This window comes from Buttiauxella cochleicola (assembly GCF_021282405.1).
GTDB lineage: Bacteria > Pseudomonadota > Gammaproteobacteria > Enterobacterales > Enterobacteriaceae > Buttiauxella > Buttiauxella massiliensis.
The window spans coordinates 55,177-75,080 of the sequence record NZ_JAJSOU010000017.1; the positions used below are offsets into that span (position 1 = coordinate 55,177).

17 protein-coding genes are annotated in these 19,904 nt (G+C 49.6%); 16 read left to right on the forward strand and 1 reads right to left on the reverse strand.

From position 1 onward, the window contains the following. Window positions 1-12 precede the first annotated feature (12 nt). Window positions 13-807 carry a type I methionyl aminopeptidase gene (map, locus tag LVQ79_RS19280; RefSeq protein ID WP_151994998.1) on the reverse strand — a complete coding sequence of 265 codons (795 nt, stop codon included), beginning with the start codon at window positions 805-807 and terminating at the stop codon, window positions 13-15. A gap of 311 nt (window positions 808-1,118) precedes the next feature. Between map and rpsB the strand changes: the two genes are divergently transcribed. The 16 genes from rpsB to dnaE all read left to right on the forward strand — a co-directional run bounded on the left by rpsB (window position 1,119) and on the right by dnaE (window position 19,898). Beyond that, complete coding sequence (gene rpsB, locus LVQ79_RS19285; RefSeq protein WP_064516318.1) at window positions 1,119-1,844, forward strand: 30S ribosomal protein S2; 726 nt, start codon at window positions 1,119-1,121, stop codon at window positions 1,842-1,844. Between the two features lie 275 nt (window positions 1,845-2,119). Beyond that, the gene (tsf, locus tag LVQ79_RS19290) at window positions 2,120-2,971 is read left to right on the forward strand and encodes a translation elongation factor Ts (protein ID WP_064516320.1); all 852 of its coding nucleotides are present in this window, start codon (window positions 2,120-2,122) and stop codon (window positions 2,969-2,971) included. A 143-nt stretch (window positions 2,972-3,114) separates the two neighbouring features. Continuing rightward, on the forward strand, window positions 3,115-3,840 hold the full coding sequence (pyrH, locus tag LVQ79_RS19295; protein WP_064516322.1) for a UMP kinase: 726 nt from the start codon (window positions 3,115-3,117) through the stop codon (window positions 3,838-3,840). 160 nt (window positions 3,841-4,000) lie between these two features. Further along, a complete protein-coding gene (frr, locus tag LVQ79_RS19300) occupies window positions 4,001-4,558 on the forward strand; it encodes a ribosome recycling factor (protein WP_034460857.1) in 558 nt (185 codons plus the stop codon). Between the two features lie 236 nt (window positions 4,559-4,794). Next, a complete protein-coding gene (gene ispC / locus LVQ79_RS19305; protein WP_232866182.1) occupies window positions 4,795-5,994 on the forward strand; it encodes a 1-deoxy-D-xylulose-5-phosphate reductoisomerase in 1,200 nt (399 codons plus the stop codon). A gap of 186 nt (window positions 5,995-6,180) precedes the next feature. Continuing rightward, complete coding sequence (gene ispU, locus LVQ79_RS19310) at window positions 6,181-6,933, forward strand: (2E,6E)-farnesyl-diphosphate-specific ditrans,polycis-undecaprenyl-diphosphate synthase (protein WP_064516324.1); 753 nt, start codon at window positions 6,181-6,183, stop codon at window positions 6,931-6,933. An 18-nt stretch (window positions 6,934-6,951) separates the two neighbouring features. Beyond that, window positions 6,952-7,809, forward strand: a complete 858-nt coding sequence (gene cdsA / locus LVQ79_RS19315; RefSeq protein WP_064516326.1) for a phosphatidate cytidylyltransferase — start codon at window positions 6,952-6,954, stop codon at window positions 7,807-7,809. 11 nt (window positions 7,810-7,820) lie between these two features. Next, window positions 7,821-9,173 (forward strand): sigma E protease regulator RseP, encoded by a 1,353-nt coding sequence (rseP, locus tag LVQ79_RS19320; RefSeq protein ID WP_232866184.1) that lies wholly within the window; start codon window positions 7,821-7,823, stop codon window positions 9,171-9,173. Between the two features lie 32 nt (window positions 9,174-9,205). Beyond that, the gene (bamA, locus tag LVQ79_RS19325; RefSeq protein WP_232866186.1) at window positions 9,206-11,620 is read left to right on the forward strand and encodes an outer membrane protein assembly factor BamA; all 2,415 of its coding nucleotides are present in this window, start codon (window positions 9,206-9,208) and stop codon (window positions 11,618-11,620) included. Between the two features lie 121 nt (window positions 11,621-11,741). Further along, window positions 11,742-12,242 (forward strand): molecular chaperone Skp, encoded by a 501-nt coding sequence (gene skp, locus LVQ79_RS19330; protein ID WP_232866188.1) that lies wholly within the window; start codon window positions 11,742-11,744, stop codon window positions 12,240-12,242. A gap of 3 nt (window positions 12,243-12,245) precedes the next feature. Continuing rightward, complete coding sequence (lpxD, locus tag LVQ79_RS19335) at window positions 12,246-13,271, forward strand: UDP-3-O-(3-hydroxymyristoyl)glucosamine N-acyltransferase (RefSeq protein ID WP_154151412.1); 1,026 nt, start codon at window positions 12,246-12,248, stop codon at window positions 13,269-13,271. A 116-nt stretch (window positions 13,272-13,387) separates the two neighbouring features. Further along, complete coding sequence (fabZ, locus tag LVQ79_RS19340) at window positions 13,388-13,843, forward strand: 3-hydroxyacyl-ACP dehydratase FabZ (protein ID WP_064516336.1); 456 nt, start codon at window positions 13,388-13,390, stop codon at window positions 13,841-13,843. A 3-nt stretch (window positions 13,844-13,846) separates the two neighbouring features. Then, on the forward strand, window positions 13,847-14,635 hold the full coding sequence (lpxA, locus tag LVQ79_RS19345; protein WP_232866189.1) for an acyl-ACP--UDP-N-acetylglucosamine O-acyltransferase: 789 nt from the start codon (window positions 13,847-13,849) through the stop codon (window positions 14,633-14,635). Then, a complete protein-coding gene (gene lpxB / locus LVQ79_RS19350; RefSeq protein WP_232866191.1) occupies window positions 14,636-15,784 on the forward strand; it encodes a lipid-A-disaccharide synthase in 1,149 nt (382 codons plus the stop codon). It begins immediately after the preceding gene. After that, entirely contained in the window at window positions 15,781-16,377 is a 597-nt protein-coding gene (rnhB, locus tag LVQ79_RS19355) for a ribonuclease HII (protein WP_232866192.1), read from the forward strand. Before lpxB ends, rnhB begins: the two co-directional genes overlap by 4 nt. A gap of 38 nt (window positions 16,378-16,415) precedes the next feature. Then, complete coding sequence (dnaE, locus tag LVQ79_RS19360) at window positions 16,416-19,898, forward strand: DNA polymerase III subunit alpha (protein WP_232866193.1); 3,483 nt, start codon at window positions 16,416-16,418, stop codon at window positions 19,896-19,898. The last annotated feature ends 6 nt before the right edge of the window (window positions 19,899-19,904 follow it).

Sequence of the window (19,904 nt, forward strand, 5' to 3'; positions counted from 1 at the left end):
TCGCCAGGCATATCACTCGTTATGCGAAATCACCGCGGGGATGGTGTCATCCTTGCGTAAAGTGAGAATTTCGCAGCCGTTATCTGTCACCACAATAGTATGCTCGTATTGTGCAGACAAGCTGCGATCTTTGGTTTTCACCGTCCAACCGTCTTTCATGGTGCGAATACGGTAATCGCCGGAGTTCACCATCGGTTCGATAGTGAAAGTCATACCCGGTTGCAGCACAACGCCACCATCATCAGCATCGTAATGCAGCACTTGCGGTTCTTCGTGGAATACGCGGCCAATACCGTGTCCACAGTATTCGCGAACCACAGAAAAACCTTCAGCTTCAACGAACTTCTGAATTGCAGCACCCAGAGTGCGTAGGCGAATGCCTGGTTTTACCATGCGCAGTGACAAATACAGGCTTTCTTGAGTAATACGGCACAGGCGCTCGCCCAGAATAGTCGGTTTGCCGACGATGAACATTTTCGAGGTGTCACCGTGGTATTCATCTTTGATGACAGTTACGTCGATGTTGACGATATCTCCATCTTTCAGGATTTTAGCGTCATCAGGAATACCATGGCAGACCACTTCGTTAATGGAAATGCACACGGATTTCGGGAAGCCGTGGTAGTTCAGGCAGGCAGAAATAGCATGCTGCTGGTTAATGATGTAATCGCTACAGATACGGTCCAGTTCACCAGTGCTGATGCCTGGTCGTACGTGGGGTTCAATCATTTCCAGCACTTCAGCGGCAAGACGGCCCGCGACGCGCATTTTTTCGATTTCTTCAGGTGTTTTAATTGAGATAGCCATTAATTCGATCCGCAGGTGTCGTCGTTATCGACAATAATTGAGCAGTAGTGGGGCAATGGTATCAGGGCCTACGATCGGTGCCAAATCGAGAATCAGTGTGCGCACTATCAACTAACAACTATTGGAGTCCGGGTCTGTTTTATGGTATAAAGCGCGCCGGACTTGTATTCCGATTTTTCGGATACAGCCAACACTCTCACTTTGTGTAAATAACACACACGTATCGACACATATTCCGGGGTGCCCTTAGGGGTCGGTAATATGGGATACGTGGAGGCTTAACCCCATACTTTTATATAGAGGTTTTAATCATGGCAACTGTTTCCATGCGCGACATGCTCAAGGCTGGTGTTCACTTCGGTCACCAAACCCGTTACTGGAACCCGAAAATGAAGCCTTTCATCTTCGGCGCTCGTAACAAAGTTCACATCATCAACCTTGAAAAAACTGTACCTATGTTCAACGAAGCTTTGGCTGAACTGAGCAAGATTTCTTCTCGTAAAGGCAAAATCCTTTTCGTTGGTACTAAGCGTGCTGCAAGCGAACCAGTAAAAGAAGCTGCTCTGAGCTGCGATCAGTTCTTTGTGAACCATCGCTGGTTGGGCGGTATGCTGACTAACTGGAAAACTGTTCGTCAGTCCATCAAACGTCTGAAAGACCTGGAAATCCAGTCTCAGGACGGTACCTTCGACAAACTGACCAAGAAAGAAGCGCTGATGCGTACCCGTGAGCTGATTAAGTTAGAAAACAGCCTCGGTGGTATCAAAGACATGGGCGGCTTGCCGGATGCACTGTTTGTAATCGACGCTGATCACGAACACATTGCAATCAAAGAAGCGAACAACCTGGGTATCCCAGTATTCTCTATCGTTGATACTAACTCCGATCCAGATGGCGTTGATTTCGTTATCCCTGGTAACGACGATGCAATCCGTGCTGTAACCCTGTATCTGGGTGCTGTAGCTGCTACCGTTCGTGAAGGCCGCTCTCAGGATCTGGCTTCTCAGGCAGAAGAAAGCTTCGTAGAAGCTGAATAATAAGGTTCGCTCTTATTTGAGCTCTTATTAACCAAGTATACCCTTTAGATTTCGAGTTGCAGCCAGGCGGCAAGCTCAAGAATCCCCAGGAGCTTACTTAGGTAAGTGACTGGGTGAGTGAGTGCAGCCAACGCCCCTGCGGCTAGAAAGATAACGGGTATATTGAATAGTTTGGTTAGGGGGCCTGTACAGGCCCCTTTTTATTTTGAGCCAGGGTTCGTCTATTCCGTGGACCAGGGCTTATCTCTCTCTACGAGATAACCGAGGATTTTAGAATGGCTGATATTACTGCTGCTCTGGTAAAAGAACTGCGTGAACGTACTGGCGCAGGCATGATGGATTGCAAAAAGTCACTGACTGAAGCTAATGGCGACATCGAGCTGGCAATCGAAAACATGCGTAAGTCTGGTGCGATCAAAGCGGCTAAGAAAGCAGGCAACGTAGCTGCTGACGGCGTGATCAAAACTAAGATCGCAGACGGCTACGCTGTGATTCTGGAAGTTAACTGCCAGACTGACTTCGTTGCTAAAGATGGTGGTTTCCAGGCATTTGCTGACAAAGTGCTGGACGCTGCTGCTGCAGGCAAAGTTACTGACATCGAAGTACTGAAAGCACAGTTCGAAGAAGAGCGTGTTGCACTGGTTGCTAAAATCGGTGAGAACATCAACATTCGTCGTGTTGCAGTTCTGGAAGGTGATGTTCTGGGTAGCTACCTGCACGGTGCTCGCATCGGTGTTGTGGTTGCAGCTAAAGGCGCTGACGAAGAGCTGGTTAAGCAAATCGCTATGCACGTTGCTGCAAGCAAGCCAGAATTCGTTAAGCCAGAAGACGTGTCTGCCGAAGTTGTTGAGAAAGAGTACCAGGTTCAGCTGGACATCGCTATGCAGTCTGGCAAGCCGAAAGAAATCGCAGAGAAAATGGTTGAAGGCCGCATGAAGAAATTCACCGGTGAAGTTTCTCTGACTGGTCAGCCTTTCGTTATCGAGCCAAGCAAAACTGTTGGTCAGTTGCTGAAAGAGCACAATGCTGACGTAACTGGCTTCATCCGCTTTGAAGTGGGCGAAGGCATCCAGAAAGTTGAGACTGACTTCGCAGCAGAAGTTGCTGCAATGTCCAAGCAGTCTTAATTTTTAAAGGGAGCCGCCAATTGGCGGTTCCTTTTTATCTGGCTTTAAAAATCAGCCTGCTCTGATACAGATCTTGTTGATATGCGACATTATGTCGTCTGAATTTACCATCCCCATTCGTTGACTGTTCCCAGGAAAGAATCATGGCTACCAATGCAAAACCTGTCTACAAACGCATTCTGCTCAAGCTAAGCGGCGAAGCGCTGCAAGGTACCGAAGGCTTCGGTATTGATGCAAGCATCCTTGATCGTATGGCTCAGGAAATTAAAGAGCTGGTTGAATTGGGTATTCAGGTCGGGGTGGTGATTGGTGGTGGCAACTTATTCCGCGGTGCTGGCCTGGCAAAAGCCGGTATGAACCGTGTCGTGGGCGACCACATGGGCATGCTGGCAACCGTAATGAACGGCCTGGCAATGCGTGATGCGCTTCATCGCGCCTATGTGAACGCCCGCCTGATGTCTGCTATTCCATTGAATGGCGTATGTGATAACTACAGCTGGGCAGAAGCTATCAGCTTGCTGCGCAATAACCGCGTAGTTATCCTGGCAGCTGGTACCGGTAATCCATTCTTTACTACTGACTCTGCTGCGTGTTTGCGTGGTATTGAGATTGAAGCGGACGTAGTACTGAAGGCCACGAAAGTAGATGGCGTGTTTACTGCGGATCCGGTACAAGATCCTACCGCCACGCTTTGTGAGCAATTGACCTATACCGAAGTACTGGAAAAAGAACTGAAAGTGATGGATTTGGCGGCGTTTACGCTGGCCCGCGATCACAAAATACCGATTCGTGTTTTCAATATGAACAAACCTGGTGCGCTTCGCCGTGTGGTCATGGGTGAAAAAGAAGGCACATTGATCACTGAATAATTTCAGTCGATGCTTAATCAGGGTAAGATTCAGTTTCAGATAGTGTTAATAGGCAACCCCAACGGGCGCCATGAATAAACAGGGCTATACTTAGCTCGCAGCGTCTGCATAGCGGCGTGAAGTGTGGTCTGCCCTAAACCAGTTTTCAAGGATTCGTAACGTGATTAGCGATATCAGAAAAGATGCCGAAGTGCGTATGGAAAAATGCGTAGAAGCATTCAAAACCCAAATCAGTAAAATCCGCACCGGCCGCGCCTCTCCATCTCTGCTGGACGGCATCATTGTGGAGTATTACGGCACCCCGACTCCACTGCGCCAATTGGCAAGCGTAACGGTTGAAGATTCTCGCACACTGAAGATCAACGTGTTTGACCGCTCTTTGAGCCAGGCCGTTGAGAAAGCGATCATGACTTCCGACCTCGGTCTGAACCCAAGCTCTGCTGGTACTGACATTCGTGTTCCACTACCTGCACTGACTGAAGAGCGTCGTAAAGATCTGATCAAAATTGTACGTGGCGAAGCTGAAGGCGCACGTGTGGCGGTTCGTAACGTTCGCCGTGATGCTAACGACAAAGTTAAAGCGCTGCTGAAAGATAAAGAAATCAGTGAAGATGACGATCGCCGTTCTCAGGACGACGTTCAGAAAATGACTGATGCTGCTATCAAGAAAGTAGATGCTGCGCTTGCTGAGAAAGAAGCTGAGTTGATGCAGTTCTAATCCGTTGAGATGACGGATCAAACGCCGTATGCAAGCCGTGGCTCACGCCACGGTAATTGTCTACGGCGTTTTGTTTTTATACCCGTCTTAATTCAAGCTGCATCTTTGTTGGCTGCGTTCACTCACCCGAATCACTTACTCATGTAAGCTCATCGGGACTTGCTCTCTTGCCGCCTAAATGCAACTCGAATTATTTTGGATATATGATTGTTAAAATTAAAACTCCAGAGCGCCCCATGAAGCAACTGACCATTCTTGGCTCTACCGGATCTATCGGTACCAGTACCCTTAGCGTTGTTCGTCATAATCCTGATAAGTTTTCCGTCACGGCCCTCGTAGCCGGGAAAAATGTTGTGCGCATGGCTGAGCAGTGTCTGGAGTTCAAGCCTCGCTGGGCAGTAATGGATGATGAAATCTCTGCCGGTGAGTTACGCCGTTTGCTTAAAGAGCAGGGGAGTAGCACTGAAGTTCTGGCAGGGCAGCAGGCAGCTTGTGAAATGGCTGCGCTGGACGAAGTGAACCAGGTTATGGCGGCTATTGTTGGTGCTGCAGGCCTGTTACCCACTCTTGCGGCGATTGCGGCAGGCAAGCAAGTGTTACTGGCAAATAAAGAAGCACTGGTGACTTGTGGGCGTCTGTTTATGGATGCTGTACAACGAAGCCACGCTCAACTTCTGCCTATCGACAGCGAACACAACGCAATTTTTCAGAGTTTACCGGAAACAATTCAGCAAAACCTCGGGTACGCTGAACTTGAGGGTAATGGCGTTTCGTCGATTATTCTTACCGGGTCAGGTGGCCCATTCCGTGAGACGCCGTTAGGTGAACTGACAGCAATGACTCCGGACCAGGCTTGTAGCCATCCGAACTGGTCGATGGGACGTAAAATCTCAGTCGACTCGGCCACCATGATGAACAAAGGTCTCGAATACATTGAAGCTCGTTGGCTATTCAATGCTTCAGCTAAACAAATGGAAGTACTGATACATCCGCAGTCGGTTATCCACTCGATGGTTCGTTATCGTGATGGTAGTGTGCTGGCGCAGTTAGGCGCTCCAGACATGCGCACGCCTATCGCGCACGCCATGGCATTTCCTGAGCGCGTGCAGTCAGGTGTTGAACCACTCGATTTTTGTAAAATCGGTACTTTCACCTTTATGGAACCGGACTATCATCGCTATCCTTGCCTGAAGCTTGCGATGGAAGCATTTGAGCAAGGGCAGGCCGCAACGACCGTACTGAACGCTGCAAATGAAATTGTGGTTGAGGCTTTCTTGCAACAACAACTACGTTTTACAGACATTGCTTCCTTAAATCGTGCCGTCCTTGATAGTGTTGAATTGACTGAGCCGAAGAGTGTGGAAGAGGTTCTTGCTGTTGATGCGAAAGCACGCGAGGTTGCCCGAGGTTTGGTGACGCGCATCGCTTCTCGATGATTATTTATTCAGCTGATATGCCTCTATTTGTTAGCTTTGTGCTTCAGTGATATAGTCTGCGCCATCTTTCAGCCGGGAATAACTGACTGAAAGATTGGTAAGCCGTGTTATAGCACGGCTTTTTTATGTAAAAGCTGAGATCATTCTGAGTACCGCTTAATCCTTATCTGGGAATAATTACGCGTTATGTTGTCTGCAAACCAACAATTAAGCGAAACACAATCCGAACATGGCGCGCGCCATGTTGCCATTATTATGGATGGCAACGGTCGCTGGGCGAAACGACAAGGGAAGATGAGGGTTTCCGGCCATAAGGCGGGGGCGAAATCTGTTCGCCGGGCGGTAAGTTTTGCGGCAAATAATGGTATAGATGCCCTTACGCTCTATGCTTTTAGTAGTGAAAACTGGAATCGTCCAGCTCAAGAAGTTAGCGCACTAATGGAGTTGTTTGTGTGGGCTTTAGACAGTGAAGTCAAAAGTTTGCATCGTCACAATGTCCGTTTGCGTATTATCGGCGATATCAGCCGATTTAATGCTCGCCTGCAAGAACGTATCAAAAAAGCCGAAGACTTAACGAGTGCCAACACAGGTTTGACTCTCAATATTGCCGCGAACTATGGCGGTCGTTGGGATATTATTCAAGGTGTGCGGCATCTTGCCGAACAGGTACAAGAAGGCTTACTGCGTCCAGACCAGATAGATGAAGAGATGCTGAGTAAGCAAATCTGCATGAATGAACTGGCTCCCGTAGATTTAGTAATTAGGACAGGGGGAGAGCATCGTATTAGTAACTTTCTGATTTGGCAGATTGCCTACGCAGAACTTTATTTCACCGATGTTCTTTGGCCTGATTTCGATGAACAAGACTTTGAAGGTGCACTAAATGCTTTTGCAAATCGAGAGCGTCGTTTTGGCGGCACAGCACCTGGTAGTGAGTAAGCCTGTTGGGGGTCACTTTTGCTGAAGTATCGCCTGCTTTCTGCGTTTATTTTAATCCCGGTGGTTATTGCCGCGTTATTCTGGCTTCCACCAGTAGGATTTGCTATTACAACCCTCGTGGTATGTATGCTGGCAGCCTGGGAATGGGGACAATTGGCAGGTTTTAAAGCACGTTCTCAACGTGTTTGGCTTGCTGTGTTGTGTGGTCTGTTACTGGCATTAATGCTTTATGCATTACCCGAATACCAGCGTACGGTTCATATTCCGTTGATTGAGGCTTCGCTATGGGCATCACTTGCCTGGTGGTTTGCCGCGCTGTTACTGGTATTGTTTTATCCGGGTTCAGCATCAATCTGGCGCAACTCAAAAACGTTGCGTCTGTTGTTTGGCGTATTAACTATTGTGCCGTTTTTCTGGGGCATGATTGTGCTGCGCAACTGGCATTACGATATTAACCACTACACTGGCTCAATCTGGCTATTGTATGTGATGGTTCTGGTCTGGGGTGCAGACTCCGGTGCTTATATGTTTGGCAAAATGTTTGGCAAACACAAATTAGCGCCGAAAGTGTCTCCGGGTAAAACATGGCAGGGCTTTTTTGGTGGGTTGTTCACTTCTGCGATTATCTCCGTGCTGTTCGGCATGTGGGCGAATCTGGATGTGTCGCCGGCTATTCTGTTGACCTGTTCGGTGATAGCCGCTCTTGCATCAGTATTGGGCGATTTAACCGAAAGCATGTTTAAGCGTGAAGCAGGGATTAAAGATAGCGGTCACCTGATCCCCGGTCATGGTGGTATCCTTGACCGCATTGATAGCCTCACAGCAGCAGTACCGGTATTTGCCTGTCTGTTATTGCTGGTATTCAGGACGATTTAACGGAAGGTTATATGCTGAGCTTACTCTGGAATTTGGCTGCGTTTATTGTCGCACTGGGTGTATTAATTACCGTGCATGAGTTCGGCCATTTCTGGGTTGCTCGCCGCTGTGGCGTCAAAGTGGAGCGCTTTTCCATTGGTTTTGGTAAAGCGCTCTGGCGTCGTTCCGATCGCCACGGTACCGAATTTGTAATCGCCCTGATCCCACTGGGTGGTTATGTCAAAATGCTTGATGAACGTGTTGAGCCGGTTACGCCGGAACTACGTCATCAGGCCTTTAATAACAAAACCGTTTCTCAACGCGCTGCGATTATTGCGGCCGGTCCTATTGCTAACTTCATCTTCGCTGTGTTTGCCTACTGGCTGGTGTTTATCATCGGTGTCCCTGGTGTTCGTCCGGTTGTTGGTGAAGTAATACCCAACTCGATAGCAGCAGAAGCACAAATTGCACCAGGCATGGAACTTAAAGCGATAGATGGTATCGAAACGCCTGACTGGGAATCGGTTCAACTTGAGTTGATGGCAAAGATTGGTGATGACAGTGTTAATCTTACGCTGGCACCACTAGGTTCAAATCTGAAAAGTGAGAAAACGCTAGATTTGCGCCACTGGCAATTTGAGCCAGAAAAGCAGGATCCGATCACCTCATTAGGCATCGGGCCACGTCGCCCGCAAATTGAAACGGTATTACAAGAAGTACAGCCCAATTCCGCAGCGAGCAAAGCGGGTTTGCAAGCCGGGGACAGGATCGTTAAAGTCAACGGTGCGGCGCTTGCTCAGTGGACAGAATTTGTTAGCCAGGTGCGTGACAATCCAGGTCACCCACTGGAGCTAGAAATAGAAAGACAAGGGGCGCTCTTGTCTTTAACGCTGATACCGGATACAAAACCGGGTAAAGCGAAGGCTGAAGGGTTTGCGGGGGTAGTACCAAAGGTTATCCCGCTGCCTGATGAGTATAAAACAGTACGCCAGTATGGGCCGTTTGCTGCTGTCGCGGAAGCCACGGATAAAACCTGGCAACTGATGAAGCTTACAGTCAACATGCTGGGAAAATTAATAACCGGTGACATCAAACTGAATAATCTCAGTGGGCCAATCTCTATAGCTCAAGGGGCAGGGATGTCAGCGGAATCTGGGTTGATTTACTATCTGATGTTCCTGGCGCTGATTAGCGTCAATCTGGGGATAATCAACCTGTTTCCGTTACCCGTCCTGGACGGGGGGCATCTGCTCTTTTTGGCGATTGAAAAGCTGAAGGGTGGGCCGGTTTCCGAGCGAGTTCAAGACTTTAGTTACCGCATTGGCTCTATATTGCTGGTGCTGTTGATGGGGCTTGCACTTTTCAATGATTTCTCTCGGTTTTAGAGAGAATAGGTTAGGAAGAACGCATAACAACGATGGCGATGAAAAAGTTGCTCATAGCGTCGCTGCTGTTTAGCAGCGCCACCGTATACGGTGCAGACGGGTTCGTGGTGAAGGATATTCATTTCGAAGGCCTGCAGCGAGTCGCCGTCGGTGCGGCCCTCCTCAGCATGCCGGTTCGCGTAGGCGATACTGTCTCTGACGAGGATATCAGTAATACTATTCGTTCACTGTTTGCTACCGGGAACTTCGAAGATGTCCGGGTACTTCGTGATGGCGAAACGTTAGTTGTTCAGGTGAAAGAACGCCCGACAATCGCGAGTATTACTTTCTCCGGTAACAAGTCCGTGAAGGACGACATGCTCAAGCAGAACCTCGAGGCTTCTAGTGTGCGTGTCGGCGAATCACTGGATAGAACGACCCTGGCTGATATTGAAAAAGGGCTGGAAGATTTCTACTACAGCGTTGGTAAGTACAGTGCCAGCGTGAAAGCCGTTGTTACGCCATTGCCGCGTAACCGTGTTGACCTGAAACTGGTATTCCAGGAAGGCGTTTCTGCCAAAATTCAGCAAATCAACATCGTCGGCAACCATGCGTTTACGACTGATGAACTCATTTCGCATTTCCAGTTGCGCGATGAAGTGCCATGGTGGAACGTGGTGGGTGACCGTAAATACCAGAAACAGAAGCTGGCCGGCGATCTCGAAACGCTGCGCAGTTACTATCTGGATCGCGGTTATGCTCGCTTTAACATCGATTCGACTCAGGTCAGTTTGACGCCTGATAAGAAAAGCATTTACGTGACCATCAACGTTACAGAAGGCGATCAGTACAAGATTGCTGGCGTGACGGTGAACGGTAATCTGGCAGGGCACTCAGCAGAAATTGAAACGCTGACTAAACTCAAACCAGGTGAGCTTTATAACGGCACCAAAGTGACCAAGATGGAAGACGACATCAAGAAATTATTGGGTCGTTATGGTTACGCCTACCCACGTGTGCAAACGCAACCTGAAATCAACGATGCAGATAAGACCGTTAAACTGCATGTGAACGTTGATTCTGGTAACCGTTATTACGTGCGTAAAATTCGTTTTGAAGGCAACGACACCAGTAAAGATTCAGTCCTGCGTCGCGAAATGCGCCAAATGGAAGGGACCTGGCTGGGTAGCGATCTTGTGAACTCAGGTAAAGATCGTCTGAATCGTTTGGGTTACTTCGAAACTGTAGATGTTGATACGCAACGTGTGTCAGGTAGCCCTGACCAGGTTGATGTGGTCTACAAAGTTAAAGAGCGTAACACCGGTAGCTTCAACTTCGGTGTGGGTTACGGTACTGAAAGTGGTATCAGCTTCCAGGTCGGTGTCCAGCAGGACAACTGGTTAGGAACAGGATACTCGGTTGGTATCAACGGTACCAAAAACGATTATCAGACATATGCTGAATTGTCGGTAACCGATCCATACTTTACAGTTGACGGTGTAAGCCTCGGCGGCCGAGTCTTCTACAATGACTTTAAAGCTGATGATGCGGATCTTTCTGACTACACCAACACAAGTTATGGTGTGGACGGAACGCTTGGCTTCCCGGTTAACGAAAACAACACATTGCGTCTGGGCTTAGGTTACGTTCACAACGACCTGTCCAACATGCAGCCACAGGTTGCGATGTGGCGTTATCTGGATTCTGTAGGCCAAAAGGCTAACACAACATCTGATGACAATGGTTTTGCGGCAGATGATTTCACGCTGAACTATGGCTGGACGTACAACAAACTTGACCGTGGTTACTTCCCAACGGAAGGTTCGCGCGTGAACCTGAACGGTAAAGTTACTGTGCCGGGCTCTGATAACGAGTTCTATAAAGTGACTCTGGATACTGCGAGCTACTTCCCAATTGATGAAGATCATACTTGGGTAATGTTAGGTCGTACTCGCGTAGGCTACGGTGATGGTCTTGGCGGCAAAGAAATGCCGTTTTATGAAAACTTCTACGCCGGTGGTTCGAGTACCGTGCGTGGCTTCCAGTCCAACAACATCGGCCCGAAAGCGGTCTATATTGGTGGGCCAGGAAATGATAATTGTGACCAGAAAAAAGATACTTATTGCTCATCCGACGATGCAGTCGGTGGTAACGCGATGGCAGTAGCAAGTTTCGAACTTATCACACCAACGCCATTCCTGAGCGAGAAATACGCGAACTCTGTTCGGACTTCCGTGTTCATGGACATGGGTACAGTCTGGGATACAAACTGGGATAACAGTACGGCTATGCAAAATGCAGGGGTACCGGACTACAGTGACCCAAGTAATATTCGTATGTCAGCAGGTATCGCATTGCAATGGATGTCACCGCTGGGGCCGTTGGTCTTCTCTTATGCCCAACCGTTCAAGAAGTACGAAGGCGACAAAGCGGAACAGTTCCAGTTTAACATTGGTAAAACCTGGTAACTGTTCTGTGCGAAGGATTGTATAAAAGTAGTGTAGCGTTGATGCCAGTTCGCGAAATGCAGAACTGGCACACGCAAAAAAGAGTGTCTTCGGACACATTCGGGATGGTAAGGAGTTTATTGTGAAAAAGTGGTTATTTGCCGCAGGTCTTGGCCTCGCTATGGCTGCATCTGCCAGCGTTCAAGCAGCTGACAGCATTGCTGTAGTAAACATGGGCAACCTGTTCCAACAGGTAGCACAGAGCACCGGTGTGTCTAAAACTCTTGAAAACGAGTTTAAAGGCCGCGCAAGCGAGTTGCAGAATATGGAAGGCGACCTGCAATCCAAAATGCAAAAGCTGCAACGTGATGGCTCTACCATGAAATCTGCTGACCGCAGCAAAGCTGAAAAAGATCTGATGGCTCAACGTCAGCAGTTCCAGACTAAAGCTCAGGCATTCGAACAAGATCGTCAACGTCGTTCTAACGAAGAGCGTGGCAAACTTGTTACTCGTATTCAGAGCGCAGTGAAGAAAGTTGCTGACGACAAAGGCATCGACGTAGTTCTGGATGCTAACACCGTTGCTTATGCAGGTAGCAGTGTTAAAGACATCACTTCAGATGTTCTGAAACAGGTTAAATAAGTAATGTCTTCAATTCGACTGGCTGATTTAGCCCAGCAGTTGGATGCAGATTTGCACGGTGATGGCGATCTCGTCATCACCGGCGTTGCATCTATGCAAACGGCCCAGGCTGGCCAAATTACGTTTATGGTTAACCCACGTTACCGTGAGCAATTGGCTGTTTGCCAGGCTTCTGCCGTCGTTATGACTGAAGCCGACCTCCCTTTCGCACATAGCGCAGCGCTGGTAGTGAAGAATCCCTACCTCACATATGCTCGCATGGCGCAAATCCTTGATTCCACGCCGCAACCTGCTCAAAACATCGCACCAAGTGCAGTGATTGATGCAACTGCGACGTTGGGTAATAACGTAGCCATTGGCGCTAATGCGGTTATCGAGTCTGGTGTCGTGCTGGGCGATAATGTTGTGATTGGCCCTGGCTGTTTCGTGGGTAAACACACCAAAATTGGTGCTGGCACACGCCTGTGGGCGAATGTGTCGATTTACCATGAAATCCAGATTGGTGAACAGTGCCTGGTTCAGTCCGGTACCGTCATCGGTTCAGATGGTTTTGGTTACGCTAACGATCGTGGCAACTGGGTGAAGATCCCCCAACTTGGCCGCGTGATCATTGGCGATCGTGTCGAGATCGGTGCCTGTACTACGATTGACCGTGGCGCACTAGACGACACGATTATTGGCAATGGTGTTATCATTGATAATCAATGCCAGATTGCACATAACGTTGTGATTGGCGACAATACTGCTGTTGCTGGCGGTGTGATCATGGCAGGCAGCCTGAAAATTGGCCGTTACTGCATGATTGGTGGTGCCAGTGTTATCAATGGCCATATGGAAATCTGCGATAAAGTCACCGTGACTGGAATGGGCATGGTAATGCGCCCTATCACAGAGCCGGGGGTTTACTCATCAGGTATTCCACTACAGCCGAACAAAGTGTGGCGTAAAACAGCCGCGTTGGTGATGAATATCGACGAGATCAGCAAACGCTTGAAATCCGTTGAGAAAAAAATCAATCAACAAGACTAAAAGTCACCCGCCCAAGACGCGTTAGTGCTTACTGATTTGCGGCCTGCTAGCTATCTCGAGATAGTCGCAGGCCGTGTTATTATTGTCATTTGGTACATTTAGACAGGAAGAGTATCTTGACTACCGACACTCATACTCTGCACATCGAAGAGATTTTGGAACTTCTGCCACACCGTTACCCGTTCTTGCTGGTAGACCGCGTGCTGGATTTTGAAGAAGGGCGTTTTTTACGTGCAGTAAAAAATGTCACAGTAAACGAGCCGTTTTTCCAGGGCCACTTCCCTGGTAAACCGATTTTCCCGGGTGTGCTGATTCTTGAAGCGATGGCGCAAGCCACCGGTATTCTTGCGTTCAAAAGCGTAGGGAAACTGGAACCTGGTGAGCTTTATTACTTTGCTGGTATCGATGAAGCACGTTTCAAACGTCCTGTCGTACCTGGTGACCAGATGGTCATGGAAGTTACTTTCGAGAAAACCCGCCGTGGTCTGACGCGCTTTAAAGGCGTGGCAACTGTTGACGGTAAAATTGTCTGTGAAGCAACTATGATGTGTGCCCGCAGCCGGGAGAGTTAATACGTGATTGATAAATCCGCCTTTATTCATCCATCAGCCATTGTGGAAGACGGTGCTGTTATTGGTGCTAACGTCCATATTGGTCCGTTTTGTATTGTTGGTCCGCATGTTGAAATCGGTGAAGGTACCGTTCTGAAATCTCATGTTGTGGTAAATGGTCACACGACTATTGGTCGTGACAACGAGATTTATCAGTTCGCTTCCATTGGTGAAGTTAACCAGGATCTTAAATATGCTGGTGAACCGACCCGTGTGGAAATTGGCGATCGCAACCGCATTCGCGAAAGCGTCACCATCCATCGTGGAACAGAGCAGGGCGGTGGTTTGACGAAGGTGGGTAGCGATAACCTGCTGATGGTCAATGCTCACGTAGCGCATGACTGTACGGTCGGTAACCGCTGTATCCTCGCAAATAACGCAACTCTTGCTGGTCACGTTTCTGTTGATGATTTCGCAATCATTGGTGGCATGACCGCTGTGCATCAGTTCTGCATTATCGGTGCGCACGTGATGGTGGGGGGGTGTTCTGGTGTGGCACAAGATGTTCCACCGTATGTTATTGCGCAGGGCAACCACGCAACGCCGTTCGGCGTAAATATCGAAGGTCTGAAACGCCGCGGTTTCTCAAGAGAAGCGATACACGCTGTTCGCAACGCGTATAAAATTCTCTACCGTAGCGGGAAAACCTTCGAAGAAGCGAAGCCTGAAATTGCTGCGATTGCCGAGCAACATCCAGAAGTGAAAGCATTTGTTGAATTCTTTGAACGTTCAACTCGTGGTCTGATTCGCTAAATGAAACTTGGTCGTCCGCTTACGATTGCCCTGGTCGCCGGAGAAACTTCCGGCGATATTCTTGGCGCAGGTCTGATTCGTGCCCTGAAAGCCCGTCATCCTGATGCTCGCTTTATTGGTGTTGCAGGGCCTTTGATGCAGGCTGAAGGCTGCGAAGCCTGGTATGAGATGGAAGAGCTGGCGGTGATGGGCATTGTTGAAGTGCTCGGTCGCCTGCGTCGCTTATTACATATCCGAGCCGATCTCACGCGCCGTTTCACCGAATTGCAGCCAGATGTTTTTGTCGGCATCGATGCGCCTGATTTCAACATCACGCTCGAAGGCAATCTTAAGAAGCAGGGTATTCGCACCATTCATTACGTCAGCCCTTCCGTTTGGGCATGGCGGCAAAAACGCGTTTTCAAAATTGGCAGAGCAACGGATTTAGTGCTCGCCTTTCTGCCTTTCGAAAAAGCGTTTTACGATAGATTTAATGTCCCGTGTCGGTTTATCGGTCATACCATGGCTGATGCCATGCCGCTTGATCCTGATAAAAATGCCGCACGCGCGACTCTGGGGATTTCCCCAGAGGCTAAATGCCTGGCGCTATTACCGGGGAGTCGTGGCGCAGAAGTTGAAATGCTCAGCGCGGATTTCCTGAAAACAGCTCTTTTACTGCGTGAGCGTTTCTCGGGGCTGGAAATTGTCGTTCCGCTGGTTAACGCAAAACGTCGTGAACAATTTGAGCGTATCAAAGCAGAAGTCGCACCTGACCTGACGATGCACCTGCTCAATGGGCAAGGGCGCGAAGCGATGGTCGCAAGTGACGCTGCCTTGCTGGCATCGGGTACCGCAGCCCTTGAGTGCATGCTGGCAAAATGCCCAATGGTGGTTGGTTATCGCATGAAACCGTTCACTTTCTGGCTTGCAAAGCGTCTGGTCAAAACGGATTACGTTTCACTGCCAAATCTGCTGGCTGGCCGTGAACTGGTTAAAGAATTATTGCAGGATGAGTGCGAGCCCAATGCGCTTGCAAAGGCGCTTGGCCCGCTGCTTGAAGATGGGGCGCAGAGCCACCAAATGCATGACACCTTCCGCGAACTGCATCAGCAAATTCGTTGTAACGCCGATGAACAGGCGGCGAATGCCGTGCTGGAGCTCGCTCAATGATTGAATTTATTTACCCTCATACACATCTGGTCGCAGGTGTTGATGAAGTGGGTCGAGGCCCGCTGGTTGGCGCAGTCGTCACTGCTGCGGTGATTCTCGACCCAACAAAGCCTATCATTGGCCTTGCTGACTCCAAGAAACTCTCTGAAAAACACCGCAACGCGCTTTACGATGAAATCGTCGAAAAGGCGCTGTCCTGGAGTCTTGGCCGTGCGGAGCCAGAAGAGATCGACCAGTTAAACATTTTGCATGCCACTATGCTTGCGATGCAGCGTGCTGTCGCAGGCCTGTGCGTGGTTCCTGAATATGTATTGATTGATGGTAACCGCTGCCCTGCATTGCCAATGCCTTCTTTGGCGGTGGTGAAAGGTGACAGTCGGGTTGCTGAAATAAGTGCGGCATCAATAATTGCCAAAGTGACGCGCGATCGTGAAATGGCAGAGCTTGATCTCTCTTTCCCGCAATACGGTTTTGCCCAACATAAGGGCTACCCCACAGCTTTCCATCTGGAAAAGCTGGCAGAGCATGGCGCGACTGAACATCATCGTCGTAGCTTTGCTCCGGTCAAACGCGCTCTCGGACTGGCGTCCTGATTTGCGGACGTACGTTACACATCTAAACGGAATGAGAAATGGCTGAACCACGTTTCGTGCACCTTAGGGTGCACAGCGACTACTCCATGGTTGATGGCCTGGCAAAAACAGCTCCGCTGGTGAAGAAAGCCGCGGCGATGGGGATGCCAGCAATTGCTATCACTGATTTTACCAACCTCTGCGGGCTGGTGAAATTCTATGGTGCTGCGCATGGTGCAGGGCTTAAGCCGATCATTGGTGCAGATTTTAACGTTGCGAATGAATTGCTGGGTGATGAACTCAGCCATTTAACCGTGCTTGCCGCAAACAATGTCGGTTATCAAAACCTGACGTTGCTCATCTCTAAAGCTTACCAGCGTGGTTACGGTGCTGCGGGCCCAATTATCGACCGAGCCTGGCTTGGCGAACTGAACGAAGGGCTAATCCTTCTTTCTGGTGGGCGCATGGGGGATATTGGCAAAAACTTGTTGCGTGGGAATACAGCACAGCTTGATTTGTGCCTGGAATTCTACCAGCAATATTTTGCCGATCGCTTCTATCTGGAACTGATTCGCACAGGTCGTCCTGATGAAGAGAGCTATTTGCATGCCGCCGTCGCTTTAGCCGATGAACGTGGTTTGCCGGTCGTAGCAACCAACGATGTAAGGTTCATTGAGTCCACAGATTTTGATGCTCATGAAATCCGCGTTGCTATCCACGATGGTTTTACCCTTGACGACCCTAAACGACCGCGTAATTACTCTTCGCAGCAGTATCTTCGTACTGAAGAGGAGATGTGCGAGCTCTTTTCAGACGTCCCGGAAGCGCTGGAAAACAGCGTAGAAATCGCCAGACGTTGCAACGTTACCGTGCGTCTGGGCGAGTACTTCCTACCGCAGTTCCCAACTGGTGATATGTCGACCGAAGACTTCCTGGTCATGAAGTCTAAGGAAGGGCTCGAAGATCGTCTGGAATTCTTGTTCAAAGATCCTGAAGAGCGTGCGGCGAAAAGGCAGCCGTACGACGAGCGTCTGGATATTGAGCTTAAAGTTATCAACCAGATGGGCTTCCCAGGCTACTTCCTGATCGTGATGGAATTTATCCAGTGGTCCAAAGACAACGGCGTGCCGGTAGGGCCTGGCCGTGGTTCTGGTGCGGGTTCACTGGTTGCTTATGCTCTGAAAATTACCGATCTTGATCCGCTGGAATTTGACCTGCTGTTCGAACGTTTCCTTAACCCGGAACGTGTATCGATGCCTGACTTCGATATCGACTTTTGCATGGAAAAACGCGATTGGGTTATCGACCACGTCGCCGAAATGTACGGGCGCGAGGCGGTATCACAGATTATTACCTTTGGTACGATGGCGGCAAAAGCGGTTATCCGCGATGTGGGCCGTGTACTGGGGCACCCGTACGGCTTTGTCGATCGTATCTCTAAACTGATCCCGCCCGATCCGGGGATGACGCTTGCTAAAGCGTTTGAAGTTGAACCGCAGCTTCCAGAAATGTACGACGCTGACGAAGAAGTTAAAGCGCTTATCGACATGGCGCGTAAGCTTGAGGGCGTAACACGTAACGCCGGTAAACATGCTGGTGGCGTGGTAATTGCGCCAACCAAAATTACTGACTTTGCTCCGCTTTATTGCGATGACCAGGGCCAAAACCCGGTCACCCAGTTCGATAAAAACGATGTGGAATATGCGGGCCTTGTGAAGTTCGACTTCCTGGGCTTGCGTACGCTGACCATCATCGACTGGGCGTTGAAGATGATCAACCCGCGTCGGGCGAAGCAAGGTTTAGATCCGATTGATATCGCCGCTATCCCGCTCGAAGATAAGAAAAGCTTCGACATGCTGCAACGCTCGGAAACCACAGCGGTGTTCCAGCTAGAATCCCGCGGCATGAAAGATCTTATCAAGCGTCTGCAGCCTGACTGCTTCGAAGATATGATCGCATTGGTAGCGCTGTTCCGCCCTGGCCCGCTGCAATCAGGCATGGTTGATAACTTTATCGACCGTAAACACGGGCGTGAAGCCATCTCTTACCCTGATATTCAATGGCAGCATGAAAGCCTGAAACCGGTGCTGGAGCCGACTTACGGTATTATCCTGTATCAAGAACAGGTGATGCAGATTGCGCAGGTGCTGGCGGGATACTCGCTGGGCGGTGCGGATATGCTGCGTCGTGCGATGGGTAAAAAGAACCCGGTCGAGATGGCGAAGCAGCGTGGTGGTTTTGAAGATGGCGCGAAGTCTCGTGGCATTGATGGTGAGCTGGCGATTAAGATCTTCGACCTGGTAGAGAAATTTGCCGGTTACGGGTTTAACAAATCTCACTCAGCTGCTTATGCATTGGTTTCCTACCAGACGCTGTGGTTAAAAGCGCACTATCCGGCAGAGTTTATGGCGGCGGTGATGACTGCTGACATGGATAACACTGAGAAAATCGTCGGCCTGGTAGATGAATGCTGGCGCATGGGCCTGAAAATTCTGCCACCGGATATTAACTCCGGGCTGTACCATTTCCACGTTAATGACGACGGGGAAATTGTTTACGGTATCGGTGCGATTAAAGGTGTCGGTGAAGGCCCGATTGAAGCGATAATTGAGGCGCGTAACAAAGGCGGTTATTTCCGGGAGTTATTCGACCTCTGTGCGCGAGCTGACGTTAAAAAACTCAATAAACGAATCCTTGAAAAATTAGTGATGTCCGGGGCATTTGACCGCCTCGGACCGCATCGCGCCGCATTAATGAATGCGCTGCCCGATGCACTTAAAGCGGCTGACCAACACGCGAAAGCCGAAGCCATCGGCCAGGTGGATATGTTCGGTGTGCTGGCCGATGAGCCGGAGCAGGTTGAGCAGTCCTACGCCAGCGTGACTCCGTGGCCAGAACAAGTGGTACTGGATGGCGAACGTGAAACGTTAGGTCTATACCTGACTGGACACCCCATCACGCAGTATCTGAAAGAAATTGAGCGCTATGTCGGTGGCATGCGCCTGAAAGAGATGCACCCGACAGAACGTGGTAAAATGACCACAGCTGCGGGTCTGGTGATTGCTTCGCGGGTGATGGTTACCAAGCGTGGCAATCGCATTGGCATCTGCACTCTGGATGACCGTTCTGGTCGCCTGGAAGTGATGCTATTCACAGATGCGTTAGAAAAGTACCAGCATCTGTTGGAAAAAGACCGTATCCTGATCGTCAGTGGACAGGTCAGCTTTGATGACTTCAGCGGTGGCCTTAAAATGACCGCTCGCGAAGTTATGGACATAGACGAGGCCCGCGAAAAGTATGCGCGTGGGCTTGCTATCTCGCTGACGGACAGGCAAATTGATGACCAGCTTTTGAACCGTCTCCGTCAGTCTCTGGAACCCCATCGTTCGGGGACCATTCCAGTACATCTCTACTATCAGAGAGCGGATGCACGAGCACGTTTGCGCTTCGGCGCGGCATGGCGTGTTTCCCCAAGCGATCGTTTGCTCAATGAGCTTCGCTCGCTGATAGGCTCGGAGCAGGTGGAACTGGAGTTTGACTAATACAGG